The sequence below is a fragment of the Dongia sp. genome (genome assembly GCF_041906375.1).
In the GTDB taxonomy this organism is placed as follows: Bacteria; Pseudomonadota; Alphaproteobacteria; order Dongiales; family Dongiaceae; genus Dongia.
Map to the genome: position 1 here is coordinate 1,053,280 of NZ_JAYRJJ010000001.1, position 16,344 is coordinate 1,069,623.

Consider the following 16,344-nt stretch of genomic DNA (forward strand, 5'->3'; position numbering starts at 1 on the left):
CCAAATTGGGCGACTTGCGTAGGTTCGGGGGACAGATGGGACGCTGGGTAGGGGTTGGGGGGCTGCTGCTGGCGGCGCTGTTCTGGGGCGGCATGATTCCATTGACCAAGTACCAACTTGTGCGCTGGGACCCCTATTTTCTTGTGGCGGCCCGTTCTCTGGGGGCGGCCCCTTTGTTATGGCTGCTGATGCTCTGGACGGACCGGAATCGGTCCAGGCCGGCACCGGTACCGGCCTGGAAGCAATGGACCTTCGGCGTCGTGGGCAATGGCGGCTTTGCCGTCCTCTATACCGTCGGCGTCCAATTCAGTGATCCGGTTCTGGCGGCAATTCTGACGGCAACAGGTCCGGCCATGGCCGCGGTGACGGACCGCGTATTCTTCGGGCTGCCGTTCAACCGTCTGATGGTGCCGGGCCTCATCGCCAGTGCCATCGGCTGCGCGTTGGCTTCGATCGCGCCAGGAGCGGGGAATGAGGGTATCGGCTTCGGTGGTGGCGAGGTCCTGATCCTGCTCTCCGTCATCTGCTGGTCCTGGTACTCGACCGTGGCGCAGCGCTGGTGCCCCGGCTGGTCCCAGGTGCGGATCACTTTCGTGACCATGGCCACTTCTGGCTTGGCCATGACAGCGCTCTATCTCATCTTGTCGATGAGCGGTTCGGTGCAATTTCCACCGGCCTGGCCACAGGCGTCGATCGAGGGGCTCAGCCTGCTCTGGTATATTGTGACGGTGATGGTGCTAGGCGTTGTGCTGTGGAACGCTGGCGTGCGTGCCGTCGGCGTTGTAACCGCGTCGCTCTATATCAATCTCACGCCTGTGGTCGCCATCGCAATTCTGGTTCTGCTGCAAGGCGCAGAGCCAACGCCGCTGCAGCTGCTTGGCGGCGCCATGGTCTTGTTGGGGATTGTCTATTCGGAATGGCGCATCCTGCGGGCGCGATAGCCCGCAGGATGGCCTGAAGAGTGACTATACTTTACCCGCTGCCTTGCGCTTGGCGAAAAGACAGATGAGGTCGCAGGCGATGTGAGCGGCTGCCAAAGCTGTGATCTGGCTTTGGTCATAGGCCGGAGCCACTTCGACGACGTCCATGCCGACCAGATTGAGTTCGGTGAAGCCGCGGACGATCGCCAAGCCTTGCGCCGCCGAGAGGCCGCCGGAAACCGGCGTGCCGGTGCCCGGTGCAAAGGCCGGGTCGAGGCAATCGATGTCGAAGGTGAAGTAGGCCGGCCGATCACCGACGATACGATTGACCTCGGCGATGACGGCATCCGTGCCGTGGCGATGCACCCATGGCGCATCCAGGATATTGATCCCCATGAAATCGTCATTCCAAGTGCGGATGCCGATCTGCACGGAATGCTGCGGGTCGATAAGTCCGTCCTTCACGGCTTTGTAGAACATGGAGCCATGATTGAGCGATTTGGGCTCGTCGTCCGCCCAGGTATCGCAATGCGCATCGAAGTGGATCAGCGAAAGCGGCTTGCCGAACTTCTCCACATGCGCCTGCAGCAACGGATAGGTCACATAGTGATCGCCGCCGAAAGTCAGCATACGCGCGCCGGACTTCAGGATATGGCGCGCATGTTCGACAATCGCATCATGAATGGTCATGGGATTGTGGACGTCGAGATAGCAATCGCCATAGTCGATGACGGCGAGTTTCTCGAAAGGATCGAAACCCCAGGGATAGGGTTTCAGGCTGGCCACTTCGGCGGAGGCGAGCCGGATGCCCTGTGGCCCGAGCCTGGCGCCCGGGCGATGTGTGACAGCAAGATCAAGCGGTACGCCGCTGATAACCAGGTCGGCGCCCTTCAAATTCTTGCTATAGCTGCGGCGCATGAAAGAAAGCACGCCTGCAAAGGTCGGTTCGTAGGCGAGGCCATAAGGACTCTTACGTGAAATGGCGCCGTCGATTTTGATGGCGCTGTCGTCTTGGGCATCTTCGTCGTGCATGAAAAAGGCTCCTGGGGAAATCCATTCCTTGGGTTGGTCGCTTAGGGCTCTCCCCTAATGGTCGCCTGGGATCGATGGTGGGCTCGATTTCGGATTGCTGGGGATCTCCCCCAGGGGTCGATTTGCTCGACGGCAGGTCGTTTACCATCCGAAGCATGACGACCTTAAGCAAGCTTTGAGATAGTGTCGAGCCATCATTTTGGCACCGCATTCCCTCTAACGACTCGAGCAAATCCCCCATCATGGCCAAATGGATCGGCTATTTCGGCCTGCTGCTTCTAGCACTTCTCTGGGGCACCATGGTGCCGACCGTTGCGCATTTGCTGCAACGCTGGGATCCCTATTTTCTGGCAGCATTCCGTTATATCGGTGCGCTGCCGGTGATGTGGGCGGCGTTGATCCTGCTCGAGCAGCGGCAACCAGTTGCCGGCAGTGGCGGTGATTGGCGTGTCTGGCCGCTCGGCGTCATCGGCATCGGCTGCTATGCCACGCTCTACACGATCGGCGTTTACCATTGTCATCCGGTTACGGCGGCCATCCTGAGTGCGACCTCGCCGGCGGTTGCCGCAATTGTCGATCGCATCGTCTGGAAAATACCGGTTGACCGGCGCATGCTGCCGGCCATCGCGCTGGCGATCATTGGCAGTGCGCTGGCGACAATTCACTTCGGCCCTGGCGACATGTTCGATTTTCGCGGTGGCGAGATCCTGATGGTCACGGCTTTTGCCTGTTGGTCCTGGTATTCGACGGCGGCACAACGCTGGTGTCGAGGTTGGTCGCAACTGCGCATCACGACGGTGACGATGACGACCGGCGGCGTCGGGCTGGCTGTTATATTCGCGGTCGCAGCGTTGTCGGGCGTCGCGCAGTTTCCGCCGCCGTCACCGGAATCGGCGAAGGACATACTCATTCTCGCGTGGATGACCATCGTCCTCGTGGCGCTTGGGGTCTATTTATGGAATTTTGGCGTCAAGCGGACCGGCGTCGTCGTTGCCAGCCTCTACCTAAATCTCGTCCCCGTCGTTTCCATCAGTATTTTTGCGATAGCCGGCACGCCACCCAGCTTGATGCAGATCGTCGGCGGTGTCCTGGTGATAGCAGGGATCGCGATGTCGGAACTGCAGATGCTGAAGGCCAAAAGAACGGATCCGGCATTGGACGCGGCTCATCTTTCCTGAAGGAGTGCATCATGGCTGAAGTAAAGCACTACAAGCGCGCCGACATGAGGTTCGAAGCCTATGGCGGCCCACCGGGCAAGGCTGAAATCAGCCGCCTGGTTGGCCCCGATATGTCGAGCACAATGGGCGTCGGCATCGCCAAGTTCGATGGCTGTTCGATCGACTGGACCGTGCTCTATGACGAGATGATCATCGTCATTGAGGGCTGGTTTCGCCTCAAGCATCCGGGCGGCGTCATTGAAGCCGGCCCCGGCGATGTCATCTGGTTGCCGGAAAAGACGCCAATCACCTATGAGGGCGAGAAAGCCATCGTCTGCTATGCGCTCTATCCGGTGGATTGGCGCAAGAAGCACAGCCTCTAGGAAGAGACGCGCGCGGTGAGGCGTTCCAGGAATGCCTCGCACTGCGCGATCTGATCGATCGCGACCCACTCGTCGGGTTTGTGCGCCTGTTCGATTGAGCCGGGCCCGCAGATCACGGTCGGAATGTCGATCTGCTGGATGAGGCCACCTTCGGTTCCGAAGGCTATTTTGATCGTGTCATTGGCCTTCGTGAGTGCCTTGGCGATGACGGTGATCTCGGCATCTTCGGCAGTGTCGAGTCCGGGGAAGGCTGATATGGGCTGCCAGGAGAATCCGCATTCGTTATTTATGGCGCGCATTTCCTTGGCCAGTTCCTCGTCGGCGAAACGCTTCACTTCAGCCACGAGTTCGGCAGGGTTCTGAACGGGAAGATAGCGGAACTCGAAGTCGAAGCTGCAATCCTTCGGCACGATGTTGAGCGCGGTGCCGCCCTTGACCACGCCGGTGTGTACGGTGGTGTGCGGCACGTCGTAATCATGGTCAAAGGGACCCTGCGCCGCAAAGCGCCGCCCCATCCGCTTAAGATAGGAGATGACCTCGGCCGCGTATTCGACCGCATTGACGCCCTTGGGCGCCAGCGAGGAATGACATTCCAACCCATGCACATGGCAGCGCAGCGATGTCTTGCCCTTATGGGCAATGGCGACCTTCATGGAGGTAGGCTCGCCGATGACGCAGCCTTTGGGTTTCACCGGCCGGTCCTTGAGGACTTCGAGTGCGCGGCGTACGCCGAGGCAGCCCACTTCCTCGTCATAGGAGAAGAGGAGATGGACCGGCGTCGTAAGCTCGCGCTTGGCCAGTTCCGGTACGGCTGTGAGGACCACACCCAGAAAGCCCTTCATGTCCGACGTGCCGCGCCCGAAGAGCTTGTCGTCGGTTTCCTTCACATTCCAGGGGTCGCTGGTCCATTCCTGGCCGTCGATCGGCACCACATCGGTATGGCCCGACAGAGCATAGCCGGCCCGGTCGTCCGGACCGATCGTGGCGTAGAGATTGGCCTTCTTGCCGGTTGCGTCGGGGATGAGTTCGCTCTTGATGCCGAAGCCGTCGAGATAGTTGCGGACGAAATCGACCAGTTCCAGGTTGGAATTCCGGCTGGTCGTATCGAAAGCGATCAGGCGGCGAATAAGGTCGAGACTCTGCGGGCGAGGCGCCAAGATTGAACTCCCTGGATTGGCTCATGCTATTGTCGATCGGTCCCGGAAAGCATACCGGGGGGCGACGGAATGGCAAGGTTGTAGGGCTTTTGACGCAGCGCAAGACACATCTGCCGGGAATCCTGGTGCGTTATGAGCCGGACAGGGGCATTGCGCCTGTGCCGGTCGTGTTCGATTCGCCTCATAGTGGCTATGCCTATCCGGGCGATTTCGACCATGTCGTGCCACGCGACATGCTGCGCCGGGCGGAAGATGCCTTCGTAGACGATTTATACGAGAGCGCGCCGGCACGTGGTGCAGCCTTCTTGAAGGCACTTTTCCCCCGCGCCTATATCGACCCTAACCGGCATGAGGATGAAATTGACATCGACATGCTGGCCGAACCTTGGCCGCGGCCGGTGCGGGCCAGTGAAAAGGCGGAAATGGGGTTGGGGCTCGTGCGGCGGCTCATCAAGGGACGCGTTCAAATCTATGACCGGCCGTTGACGGTCGAGGAGATCATGGCGCGGATCGAAAGCTATCACCGCCCCTACCACGGCGAACTCGCCGCCATGCTCGATGAGCGCCTCGCCCATTTTGGGGCGGTTTGGCACGTAAACTGCCATTCCATGCGCACGACCGGGCGCCACCAGGGGCGTTCCATCCCGCGCGACGATTTCGTCCTGGGCGATCGGGAAGGGGAGAGTTGCGACCCGGCGTTCACCGAATTCGTTGCCGGACGGCTTCGCGGCATGGGCTATTCCGTGCAGATCAATCATCCGTTCAAGGGCGCCGAGCTTGTGGCTCGCTTCGGGCGTCCCCTGGCCGGTTGTCATTCGCTCCAGATCGAGGTCAACCGCGGCCTCTATATGGACGAGGATCGGATCGAAAAGCATGATGGGTTCGCAAGGCTCAAGGCGGATATCGATCGGCTGATCGTCGACATCTGCACCTTTGCCAGGGAAGCGGTCGCCGGCCTTTAGGCCTGGAACTGTTCCTGTAGGATGCGCTCCTCGAGATGGTGCTCGGGGTCGAAGAGCAATGTGAGGGCCGTGTTCGGGTCCTGGCACACCGTGACTTCGGTCACTTCACGCACTTCGTTGAAATCCGCCGTGGCACTTACCGGGCGGCGGTCGGGTTCACGGATGATGAAGCGCAGCTTGGCACGTTGCGGCAGGATGGCACCACGCCAGCGCCGCGGCCTGAAAGCACTGATCGGCGTCAATGCCAGGACACCGGAGGCGAGGGGCAGAATAGGCCCGTGAGCTGAGAGATTGTAGGCGGTGCTTCCGGCGGGGGTCGCCACAAGCACGCCGTCGCAGACCAATTCGTTCATGCGCTCGCGCCCATCGATCTCGATGCTGATCTTGGCGGCCTGCGCCGTTTCGCGCAGCAACGAGACCTCGTTGATGGCGACCAGGCGATGTTCACGGCCATCGCCTGTCTTTGCCGTCAACTGCAGGGGATGGAGAATGACCTGCTCGGCACGCCGGATCCGCTCCACCAACCCAACAGGGTCGTAGCGGTTCATCAGGAAGCCGACCGTGCCGCAATTCATGCCGAAAATGCGGACGCGACGGTTCATCGTCTCGTGCAGGGCCCGCAGCATCGTGCCGTCGCCCCCCAGCACCACCACCACATCGGAATGAGCCGGATCGCCGGTGCCGTACCGGGCGGTCAGCTCCGCAAAGGCCGCCCTCGCGTCGGGCGATTCGGCGGCGAAAAAGGCGATGCTGGGTACGGTGTTGACGGTGTTCAAGATGTTCTGGCTCCGGTTTGCGGGCGCCGGCAGTATAGCGACGGCCGCCCCGCTTGCCAAAGCCGACGGCGCATTGCAGTGTAGCCCCAAGAAACAGGGGTAATCGGGGGCGATCATGCGGCGGATGGATCTGGCACTGGCGATTGGATTGGCGGTGGCGGTCGGCCCCTGTCTCTTGCCGCATGCGGCTTCAGCCCAGGAAAGCGTCGCCCTGGAGATTACCGGGGAAGACGAGGCCGGCGACCATCACGAAGGCTACTATTATCCGACACCGCAGACGGTCGAGCATTACAGCAGCCGCGTCGTAAGCCTGCCCGATAGTGACAAGATCCGCCGCCAAGGTTTCGTCATCGGCATGGCGCGGCAGCTGGTGTCTGGGCAATACGCGCCGGACTATGCGATCTTTGCCAAAGGGGATGACGCCCAGAAGCTGATCATCACCGGCCTTCACGACGGTTCGCTCGATACGATCTATCGGGCCCGGGCGCTGTTCGCCAGCCTGACGCTCATCGCCCGCTCGACACCGTTCTTCCAGAAGAACACGCAGCCGGAAGAGGCGACTTTCTTCGATCTCTTGAAGTTGTTGGGCTTTTCCCAGGTGACCATTTCCGATGGCAAGAAGTTCTGCCACCAGGTCATCATCGACTGAAGATCAGCCGCCGGTCACACTCATATGCCGCTCGACTGCGGGGCCGCTATGATCCCGGTCGATGATGAAATCGTGGCCCTTGGGCTTACGCCGGATGGCTTCGCGGATCGCCCCCACCAGATCTTCGTCTGACTCGCTCTGGCGCAACGGCGCCCGCAGGTCGGCGGCATCGTCCTGGCCGAGGCACATATAAAGCGTACCGGTGCAGGTCAGGCGCACACGATTGCAGGCTTCGCAGAAATTATGGGTGAGGGGCGTGATGAAGCCGACCCGCTGGCCGGTTTCCGTGAGCTTTACGTAACGCGCCGGCCCACCGCTGTAATGGCTGCTTTCTTCCAGGGACCAGCGCTTTGCAAGGTGGCTGCGCAAAAGCGAGATCGGGTAGAACTGATCCACCCGGTTCTCACCGCCGATATCGCCCATGGGCATCACCTCGATAAAGGTGATGTCGTGCCCATTTTCGCCGCACCATTCGACCAGGCGGTAGAACTCGTCGTCATTGACGCCCTTGAGAGCGACAGTGTTGAGCTTCACCCGGATGCCGGCCGCCTTGGCAGCGGCGATGCCGTCCAGCACCGGGCCCAGCTTGCCCCACCGGGTGATGCGGGTGAACTTCTCTGGATCGAGGGAGTCGACCGACACATTGACCCGTCGAACACCGCAATCGGCCAGGTCCTGGGCGTATTTGCCGAGTTGGCTGCCATTGGTGGTCAGGGTCAACTCATCCAGGGCGCCGGTCTTGAGGTGGCGCGAAAGATTGCCGATGAGCTGCATGATGCCCTTCCGGACCAGCGGCTCGCCACCCGTGAGGCGCAACTTCTTGACACCCAGAGTTACAAAAGCGCTGCACAGCCGGTCCAACTCCTCAAGGGTGAGAATCTCGGCCTTGGGCAGGAACGTCATGTCTTCGGACATGCAGTAGACGCATCGGAAATCGCAGCGATCCGTCACGGAGACGCGCAGATAACTGATCCGTCGACCGAAAGGGTCGATCATGGGCTTGGCCGGGGCGGCGGCTGAAGGTGCCGAAGGTGCATTCATGATGGGAAATATAGGGGGCGACGCAGCAGATTTCTCCCCCAAAAGGGACAGGGTTTTACTGCGGCTCTCCAGCCATGCGCCCCGTGATCGCCGAAAGTGCCGCAAAGCCGGGCCGAAAGGGCTTCAAATGCCTTGTTTCCCTTGGAAAAACTCTAAATAATCGAGTTTCGCGCCGCAACAAGCGCCCTTTGACGTGCCCAGCTGAGAGTTCCGGACCCAGAAGATGCAGACCGCTAACGAAATCCGCCGTGTTTTTCTCGATTATTTCCGTGCGCAGGGGCATGAAATCGTCCCCTCGTCGCCGCTGGTGCCGCGGAACGACCCGACCTTGATGTTTGTCAATTCGGGCATGGTGCAGTTCAAGAACGTCTTCACCGGCCAGGAAAAGCGCGACTATGTCCGCGCTTCGACTGCCCAGAAATGCGTGCGCGCCGGCGGTAAGCATAACGATCTGGAAAATGTCGGCTATACCGCCCGGCATCATACCTTCTTTGAAATGCTGGGGAATTTCAGCTTCGGCGACTATTTCAAGGAACGGGCGATCGAGCTTGCCTGGAACCTGATCACCAAGGAATACGGCCTGCCCAAGGACAAGCTCACCGTCACCGTTTATGTCGACGACGACGAAGCCCATGGCCTGTGGAAGAAGATCGCCGGGCTCTCGGAATCGAAGATCATCCGCATCCCGACCTCGGACAATTTCTGGGCGATGGGCGACACTGGCCCCTGTGGTCCGTGCTCGGAGATCTTCTACGACCATGGCGAGGGCATCCCCGGCGGTCCTCCGGGTTCACCGGATGCCGATGGCGACCGCTTCATCGAGATATGGAACCTCGTCTTCATGCAGTTCGAGCAGGTGACGAAATCGGAGCGGGTGGGCCTGCCGCGTCCCTCGATCGATACCGGCATGGGGCTTGAGCGCCTGGCGGCGGTCCTCCAGGGCAAGCATGACAATTACGACATCGATCTGATGCGCACGCTTATCGAAGCCTCGGCGCATGCATCGAGCACCGAGCCCGACGGCGCGCACAATGTCAGTCACAGGGTCATCGCCGACCATCTGCGTTCCAGCGCGTTCCTGATCGCCGACGGTGTCATGCCCTCGAATGAAGGTCGTGGCTATGTCCTGCGCCGCATCATGCGCCGCGCGATGCGTCACGCGCACCTCCTGGGCTGCAAAGATCCCTTGATGTGGAAGCTGGTGCCGGCGCTGGTGACTGAGATGGGCTTGGCCTATCCGGAACTCGGCCGGGCCGAAGCCGCCATCACTGAAACACTGAAGCTCGAAGAATCGCGCTTCAAGCAGACCCTCGATACCGGCCTTAAGGAACTGGAAAGCGCCATCAGCTCGAAAAGTGGCCTGACCAAGGATGGCAAGCTCTCCGGCAGCATCGCCTTTGCGCTTTCCGACAGCCGCGGCTTCCCGCTCGACCTCACGCAATCGATCTTGCGTGACAAGGGCATGGAGGTCGACGTTGACGGCTTCAATGTCGAACTGGAAAAGCAGCGCGAGCGCAGCCGTGCCGCCTGGGCCGGTTCGGGCGAGGCGGCCACCGAGAAAATCTGGTTCGACATCCGGCAGCGTCTGGGCGCCACAGATTTCCTCGGCTACAGCACCGAGAAGGCTGAGGGCCAGGTCCTGACCATCGTCAAGGCCGGCCAGGAAGTGACCGAAGCGCGCCAGGGTGACGAGATTCAATTGGTCGCCAACCAGACCCCGTTTTATGGAGAATCCGGCGGCCAGATGGGTGATGGCGGCAAGCTTGTGACTGCCAACGGGGCCGAGATTACCGTCTCCGACACCCAGAAGAAGCTCGGCGATCTTCATGTCCATATCGGCATCGTCGCCAAGGGTACGGTGAAGGCCGGCGATGCGGTCGAAATGAAGGTCGATCACGCCCGCCGCTCCGGTCTTCGTGCGCATCATTCGGCCACGCATCTGCTGCACGAAGCGCTGCGCCGTCGCCTGGGCTCGCATGTCACCCAGAAGGGGTCTTTGGTGGCGCCGGATCGTCTGCGCTTCGACTTTTCCCATACCAAGGGCATGAGTTCCGAGGATATCGCCTGGGTCGAGCATGAGGTGAACCGTCGCATCCGCGCCAATGCCGACGTAGCGACCAAGCTGATGACGCCGGACGACGCCATCGCCGCGGGCGCCATGGCACTGTTCGGCGAGAAATACGGCGAAGAGGTTCGCGTCGTTTCCATGGGCGGCCGCGATGAGGCCGAGCCCAAGGAGTTCTCCACCGAACTCTGCGGCGGGACTCATGTGCACCGCACGGGCGATATCGGCTTCCTGAAGATCGTTTCGGAAGGCGCCGTCGGTGCCGGTCTGCGACGCATCGAAGCCGTGACAGGGGCTGCTGCCGAGACCTTCGTTGCCGAACAGCAGAAGCAGTTGGCCGAGGCGGCGGCTGCCATCAAGGCGATGCCGCAGGAACTGCCGGCGCGCATTGTGAGCCTGATCGAGGAGCGCAAGAAACTGGAGCGCGATCTAGCCGAGGCGCGCAAGCAGATTGCCACCGGCGGCAGTGGCGGTGCGTCGGAAGTGCTCGATGTCGGCGGCATCAAATTGTCGGCGCGCGTCCTTGACGGCGTTCCGGCCAAGGAACTCAAGAGCATGGCGGACGCGTTCAAGAAGCAGTTGGGCTCCGGCGTCGTGGCGCTGGTGGCGACCGCCGAAGGCAAGGCGTCCATCGTCGTTGCCGTGACCGACGATCTCACCAGCCGCTTCAGTGCGGTCGATCTGGTCAAGGCCGGGTCCGGTGCAATCGGCGGGCAGGGTGGTGGGGGCCGCCCTGACATGGCTCAGGCCGGTGGGCCCGATGGCGCGCGCGCCAAGGAAGCTCTGGCGGCGATCGAGTCAATGCTGCGCGACCGCGTCAAAGCGGCATAAACAGTACTGAAGGCAGCGCTGACCTCATGGGCTCCATCATCGCTGCCATCGCCATCATCGTCGGCATCACGGCCGGTTGGGTCGCCATGGCGCAATGGCTGCTGCCCGCGCGTGCCCGTTGGCGGGTGGTGGCGCTGACCTTGTTGCTTGGCGCCCTGTCGCCGGCGCCGTTGCTGTTGCTCTTCCATCTCAAGGACAAGCTGGTCTTGCCGCCGGATCCGGGACTAGGCGATGCTTTTATGATCAGCCTCACCATGGCGGGCCTGCCGGAGGAGTTCGTAAAGACTGTCGCCGTACTGGCTGCCTTTTTCATCCTGCGGCACTTTTCGGTCTTTCATCAGCAGATCGACCGCGCGACGGCCTTTCGGCTGCCGGTCTTTTGCGGCCTCGCATTCGCAGCAGTAGAGAATATCGGCTACAGCCTGAACCCCGCCGTGACCACCATGGTCGGGAATGAGATCGGCAATCCGCTGATCGTGCCGCTGGTCAGGTCTTTGGCCGCCAGCCTGCTGCACGCTTCGCTCGGTTGCCTGATGGGCATTTTCTTTGCACGCATGGCGGAGAGCCCGCGCGTCAATTGGGGCGCCGCTCTGGCGGGTTTTGCCGCCGCCGTTGCCGGTCATACCGCGGTGGATTGGGGGCTGATCGTGCCGGTGCTGACCGTGCTGGACCGCGGTGCGGACCTTGACCCTACTGAGATCGAGGGCATGCTGCCGCATTTCCTGCTGGCTGCCATTCTCATTCCCACCGTGATTGGTTCGGCTATTGTCAGTGTCGTCCTAATGCGCCGCCGCTTGCGGCACATACAGGTTGCCTAGTTCGGGCAGATTCTTGTGATCTAGCCGGCTCCCCGCCGCGTAACCATTCCAATCAGCGGATTGAACGGGGACCTCCTATGAATGCCCATTGTCATGTGAAACTCGCCGAAGCGTTGAGTTCGGAACGTGTGAGCGCCCTTGCACGTCGGCCCCGCAAGGAAGAGGCTGAAGCCGCCATACGTACCCTTATTGCCTATGCCGGCGATGATCCGGATCGTGAGGGCTTGGCTGGAACACCGGAGCGGGTCGCCCGCTCATTCGACGAGTTTTATGCAGGATATTTTGAAGACCCGGTCGCGATCCTGCAGCGCACCTTCGAGGAGATCGAGGGCTATGACGAAATGGTGCTGCTCCGCGACATTCCTTTCGTCAGCCACTGCGAACATCATCTGGCGCCGATCGTCGGCCGGGCCCATGTCGGCTATTTGCCGCGTTCCCGGGTGGTTGGGATCAGCAAACTGGCCCGGGTAGTAGAGACCTTCGCGCGCCGCCTGCAGATCCAGGAGAAGATGACGTCGCAGATCGCCAATACGATTCAGCAGGTGCTGGATCCGCTCGGTGTCGGCGTGGTGATCGAGGCTGAACACCATTGCATGACGACCCGCGGTGTCAACAAAGCGGGCGTCACCATGACCACATCGACCTTGCTTGGTGCCTTCCGGGACAATCCGGAAACACGCCGCGAATTTCAGCGCCTCGCGCGCGGCTGATCCGCTGCCACTACCTCTTGGCGAGGTAATGTCGGCATATTACCCTCAGCGGTAAAGTTCGCTTTGGGGGGCCTATGATTCTGACTCTGACACTTGCGGCGGCCATCGTGCCGCCGCTCTTCCTCATCGCCTTTTTCCTCACGCATTTTCGTCATCGCCTCGGGCTCGGATTGGGGGTTAAATCCGTCATCGGGGGCATGGTATCAGCGCCCTTGGCGATCGGTTTTTCCGTTCTTCTCGAGCGCCTGGGCCTGCCGCAGGAAGGCCTTTGGGGTGCCGCGCGGGACGCGTGGCTTGGCGCCGCCATCCCGGAGGAAGTCGCCAAGTTCCTGATCGTCTGGTTCTACATCCGGCGCCATCCGCAATGCGATTCCGGCGGCGACCTCTTCTGTGGTGCGGCTCTGGTCGGGCTGGGCTTTGCCTTGCTCGAGAATATTCTCTACCTCCTTAACGCCGAGGATTGGGTGACGACGGGCCTGTTGCGGGGCGCCATGTCCGTGCCCGGACACACCATTGACGGTATGATGATGGGTGTCTTCCTGGCCTGGTGGTGGCGCAAGGATATCCTGGCGCCGGCGGCACTCTTCCTGGCGCTTGGCCTGCCCATCCTTGCGCATGGCTTCTACGACTTTCCGCTCATGGCGCTGAGCGCGATTGAGAAGACACCGTTCGAGGATCCAGCGCGCCTGCGCCAGATCCTGTTTGCTCTCTATGTCACCACGATCGCGATTTCCGCGATGGCCGCCATCTGGGCCGGCCGCATGGAAATGATCGAGGTATTCCTACGCGCCCGCCCCGATATAGACCTGCATCCACCCCATCCCGGCGGCATCGCCGCATGGCGCTGGATCGGTCGCATCCTGATTTTCGGTGCACTGATTCTCGGATTCGTCGGTGCGAATACCGCAGCCTCAGAGAGCCTGCTGGAAGGCGGCTGGCTGATCGCCATCGCCACTTTCCCAGCCGCTTTCGGCATCGTCATGGCCCGCAAGCTGCCCGATCAGGCCTATAAGCCGCTGATCAACTGGCCACGCGCACCGCGGCGGTAAGATTGGATACCGAAATGAAAAAAGGGCGCCGCGGCTTTGCGCGCGGCGCCCTTGTTCGCTGGGATTGTCGCCTTGCTTACTGAGCGTCGGCGGCAACCTGGACTTTCTTGATCTTGTCCGGCATCAGGACGATACCATTTTCTTCTTCCGTGCCGGCCTTGATGCGGTCGACGAACTGCATGCCGTCAACGACCCGGCCCCAGATGGTGTATTTGCCATCGAGAGAGGGGGCCGGTGCGAAGCAGATGAAGAACTGGCTGTCAGCACTGTTGAGGCTTTGGGCACGGGCCATCGAGACAGTGCCGCGTTCATGCCGCATCGTGCTGAACTCGGCCGGCAGGTTCTGGCCCGAACCGCCGGTGCCGGTGCCGGTGGGGTCGCCCATCTGTGCCATGAAGCCGGGGATGACGCGGTGGATCGGCGTACCGTCGAAGAAGCCTTGGCGCGCCAGCTCCTTCATGCGCGCCACGGTCTGTGGCGCCACCTGCGGCAGCAACTCGATCACAACCCGCCCGTCCTTGAGGTCGAGGTAGAGGGTGTTCTCGGGATCGAGGGCGAGAGCCGGGGCGCTGGCGCCTACAATGAACGCCAGCACAAGCAGAATGCGTTTCAGCATGATTTTCAGCCCATCTTCTTTTTGAGGTTTTCATCAAGCTTGTCGAGGAACTGTGTCGTCGACAGCCATTTCTGGTCCGGGCTGATGAGAAGTGCCAGATCCTTGGTCATGAAGCCGGATTCAACCGTATCGACGCAGACCCGTTCCAGGTCTTCGGCGAATTTCTGCACTTCCGGCGTGCCGTCAAACTTGCCCCGGTACCAGAGGCCGCGCGTCCAGGCATAAATCGAGGCGATCGGGTTGGTCGAGGTTTCCTTGCCCTTCTGGTGTTCGCGGTAGTGACGCGTCACCGTGCCGTGGGCCGCTTCCGCTTCCACCGTCTTGCCGTCCGGCGAGAGGAGCACCGAGGTCATGAGGCCCAGCGAGCCGAAGCCTTGGGCCACCGTATCGGACTGCACGTCGCCGTCATAATTCTTGCAGGCCCAAACGAAGGCGCCGGACCATTTAAGGGCCGAGGCCACCATGTCGTCGATCAGGCGATGGTCATAGGTGATGCCGGCCTTGGCAAACTCCGCCTTGAACTCCGCATCGAAGATTTCCTGGAAGATATCCTTGAAGCGGCCGTCATAGGCCTTGAGGATCGTGTTCTTGGTCGAAAGATAGACCGGCCATTTCAGCGTCAGGCCGTAATTGAAGCAGGCCCGCGCAAAACCGCGGATCGATTCATCGAGATTATACATCGCCATGGCGACGCCGCCGCCGGGGTACTGGTATACTTCCTTCTCGATCGGCGCGCCGCCATCGGCCGGTTCGAATTTGATCGTCAGCTTGCCTTTGCCGGGCACGACGAAGTCGGTCGCGCGGTATTGGTCGCCGAAGGCATGGCGGCCGACGACGATCGGCTGCGTCCAGCCGGGCACCAGGCGCGGCACGTTCTTGCAAATGATCGGCTGGCGGAAGACCGTGCCGTCGAGGATGTTGCGGATCGTGCCGTTGGGCGACTTCCACATCTGCTTCAGGCTGAATTCCTTCACGCGGGCTTCGTCCGGCGTGATGGTCGCGCATTTGACGCCGACGCCGTATTGCTTGATCGCGTTGGCGGCGTCGACCGTGATCTTGTCGTCGGTCTTGTCGCGCATCTCGACGCCCAGGTCATAGTATTTCAGGTCGATGTCGAGATAGGGCAGGATCAGCTTGCTCTTGATGAACGCCCAGATAATGCGGGTCATTTCATCGCCATCGAGCTCGACGACCGGATTCTTGACCTTAATCTTTGCCATGAGGCGGGTATCCTTCCTGGAGGGCGCCAACCGACGCCGGGACGCGAAAATCGCGCGCAGTCTAGTGGCTGGATGGGACGATTTGAAGGAATTTGGGGCCCAGACTTTGGTCGGCCATGCCGCTATCCGGGTTATATTCCTGAATTCCTGAATCTTGGTGTAAAACGTCGGCTGCGCTGTCAGATGCGCTCGGGGTAGTCCGGTTCCTGGGTATCGGCCGGGGCCGCCAGCAGGTCGAACAGGCGACCGACCGAATTCACCACCGAGAAATACTGCCGGGCCGAGGGCTGGGCAAAGCCGTCATCGATGATGCCGTCGATCATGCCGACCAGCTTGTCCCAATAGCCTTCGGCATTGAGCACGACGATGGGCTTGTCGTGCATGCCGAGCTGCCGCCAGGTCACCACTTCGAACAATTCCTCCAGCGTGCCGAGGCCGCCGGGCAGGACACAGAACGCGTCGGACAGGTCGAACATCATGCGCTTGCGCGTATGCATGTTGTCGACCACCTTGAGCTCAGTGATGCCGCTATGGCCGATTTCGCGATCCTGTAGATGCTGCGGAATAATGCCGACAACCTTGCCGCCATGGGCCATGACGCCGTCGGCGCAGGCACCCATCAGGCCGACACGGCCGCCGCCATAGACAAGGCGGATCTTCCGCTCGGCCATTTGTCGGCCAAGATCGCGGGCGAGGGGGATGAAACTCGGGTTAACACCGCGGGAAGACCCGCAATAGACGCAAAGGGATGAGATCGGAGTCATTCCGATGGGTTGCTCCTGTCATTTCTGGACAATCCGCGGCTATGCGCGGCAGTACCGGGGGAAGGGCTGGCTCGAGCTGGAACGCCCAAGCCGAGGACGGAAAACTGCATATTCATTGGAGGATAATATGAACCGGCTTTGGCGTCAGTTCAATGACCATCCCCTCAATGACGATCCCGGCCCGGGCCATCGCG

16 protein-coding genes are annotated in these 16,344 nt (G+C 61.1%); 9 read left to right on the forward strand and 7 right to left on the reverse strand.

The genetic code is table 11. From position 1 onward, the window contains the following. Window positions 1-35 precede the first annotated feature (35 nt). Complete coding sequence (locus ACE3OA_RS04885; RefSeq protein ID WP_374308489.1) at window positions 36-941, forward strand: DMT family transporter; 906 nt, start codon at window positions 36-38, stop codon at window positions 939-941. Between the two features lie 24 nt (window positions 942-965). Here ACE3OA_RS04885 and speB read toward each other — a convergent pair whose 3' ends face one another. Then, the gene (speB, locus tag ACE3OA_RS04890; RefSeq protein ID WP_374308491.1) at window positions 966-1,952 is read right to left on the reverse strand and encodes an agmatinase; all 987 of its coding nucleotides are present in this window, start codon (window positions 1,950-1,952) and stop codon (window positions 966-968) included. A gap of 242 nt (window positions 1,953-2,194) precedes the next feature. Here speB and ACE3OA_RS04895 point away from each other — a divergent pair, with 242 nt between their 5' ends. Next, window positions 2,195-3,130, forward strand: coding sequence for a DMT family transporter (locus tag ACE3OA_RS04895; RefSeq protein ID WP_374308493.1), 936 nt, complete (start codon window positions 2,195-2,197; stop codon window positions 3,128-3,130). A gap of 11 nt (window positions 3,131-3,141) precedes the next feature. Next, window positions 3,142-3,492, forward strand: coding sequence for a hypothetical protein (locus tag ACE3OA_RS04900; RefSeq protein ID WP_374308495.1), 351 nt, complete (start codon window positions 3,142-3,144; stop codon window positions 3,490-3,492). On the opposite strand, the gene argE is transcribed toward ACE3OA_RS04900, so the two are convergent. Beyond that, window positions 3,489-4,649 (reverse strand): acetylornithine deacetylase, encoded by a 1,161-nt coding sequence (gene argE, locus ACE3OA_RS04905; RefSeq protein WP_374308497.1) that lies wholly within the window; start codon window positions 4,647-4,649, stop codon window positions 3,489-3,491. The two genes, ACE3OA_RS04900 and argE, sit on opposite strands and share 4 nt — an antisense overlap. Window positions 4,650-4,738: 89 nt before the next feature. On the opposite strand from argE, the gene ACE3OA_RS04910 reads away from it, so the two are divergent. Then, a complete protein-coding gene (locus ACE3OA_RS04910) occupies window positions 4,739-5,611 on the forward strand; it encodes an N-formylglutamate amidohydrolase (protein ID WP_374308499.1) in 873 nt (290 codons plus the stop codon). On the opposite strand, the gene ACE3OA_RS04915 is transcribed toward ACE3OA_RS04910, so the two are convergent. Continuing rightward, window positions 5,608-6,387: an NAD kinase gene (locus ACE3OA_RS04915; protein ID WP_374308501.1), complete on the reverse strand. Its 780-nt coding sequence runs from the start codon at window positions 6,385-6,387 to the stop codon at window positions 5,608-5,610. The genes ACE3OA_RS04910 and ACE3OA_RS04915 overlap by 4 nt on opposite strands. A gap of 115 nt (window positions 6,388-6,502) precedes the next feature. Here ACE3OA_RS04915 and ACE3OA_RS04920 point away from each other — a divergent pair, with 115 nt between their 5' ends. After that, window positions 6,503-7,036 carry a molybdopterin-guanine dinucleotide biosynthesis protein A gene (locus tag ACE3OA_RS04920; RefSeq protein WP_374308503.1) on the forward strand — a complete coding sequence of 178 codons (534 nt, stop codon included), beginning with the start codon at window positions 6,503-6,505 and terminating at the stop codon, window positions 7,034-7,036. Between the two features lie 3 nt (window positions 7,037-7,039). On the opposite strand, the gene moaA is transcribed toward ACE3OA_RS04920, so the two are convergent. After that, a complete protein-coding gene (gene moaA / locus ACE3OA_RS04925; RefSeq protein WP_374308505.1) occupies window positions 7,040-8,032 on the reverse strand; it encodes a GTP 3',8-cyclase MoaA in 993 nt (330 codons plus the stop codon). 268 nt (window positions 8,033-8,300) lie between these two features. On the opposite strand from moaA, the gene alaS reads away from it, so the two are divergent. The 4 genes from alaS (at window position 8,301) to ACE3OA_RS04945 (ending at window position 13,550) form a co-directional block, all read left to right on the forward strand. Beyond that, window positions 8,301-10,973: an alanine--tRNA ligase gene (gene alaS, locus ACE3OA_RS04930; protein ID WP_374308507.1), complete on the forward strand. Its 2,673-nt coding sequence runs from the start codon at window positions 8,301-8,303 to the stop codon at window positions 10,971-10,973. Between the two features lie 26 nt (window positions 10,974-10,999). Further along, window positions 11,000-11,791, forward strand: coding sequence for a PrsW family glutamic-type intramembrane protease (locus tag ACE3OA_RS04935; protein WP_374308509.1), 792 nt, complete (start codon window positions 11,000-11,002; stop codon window positions 11,789-11,791). Window positions 11,792-11,868: 77 nt separating this feature from the next. Beyond that, window positions 11,869-12,501, forward strand: a complete 633-nt coding sequence (gene folE / locus ACE3OA_RS04940; RefSeq protein ID WP_374308511.1) for a GTP cyclohydrolase I FolE — start codon at window positions 11,869-11,871, stop codon at window positions 12,499-12,501. A 74-nt stretch (window positions 12,502-12,575) separates the two neighbouring features. Beyond that, window positions 12,576-13,550 (forward strand): PrsW family glutamic-type intramembrane protease, encoded by a 975-nt coding sequence (locus ACE3OA_RS04945; RefSeq protein WP_374308514.1) that lies wholly within the window; start codon window positions 12,576-12,578, stop codon window positions 13,548-13,550. A 76-nt stretch (window positions 13,551-13,626) separates the two neighbouring features. On the opposite strand, the gene ACE3OA_RS04950 is transcribed toward ACE3OA_RS04945, so the two are convergent. The 3 genes from ACE3OA_RS04950 to ACE3OA_RS04960 form a co-directional block, all read right to left on the reverse strand. Next, window positions 13,627-14,166 (reverse strand): peptidylprolyl isomerase, encoded by a 540-nt coding sequence (locus tag ACE3OA_RS04950; RefSeq protein ID WP_374308516.1) that lies wholly within the window; start codon window positions 14,164-14,166, stop codon window positions 13,627-13,629. Window positions 14,167-14,171: 5 nt separating this feature from the next. After that, window positions 14,172-15,386, reverse strand: coding sequence for an NADP-dependent isocitrate dehydrogenase (locus tag ACE3OA_RS04955; protein ID WP_374308518.1), 1,215 nt, complete (start codon window positions 15,384-15,386; stop codon window positions 14,172-14,174). Between the two features lie 179 nt (window positions 15,387-15,565). Then, window positions 15,566-16,150 carry a TIGR00730 family Rossman fold protein gene (locus ACE3OA_RS04960; RefSeq protein ID WP_374308520.1) on the reverse strand — a complete coding sequence of 195 codons (585 nt, stop codon included), beginning with the start codon at window positions 16,148-16,150 and terminating at the stop codon, window positions 15,566-15,568. Between the last annotated feature and the right edge of the window lie 194 nt (window positions 16,151-16,344).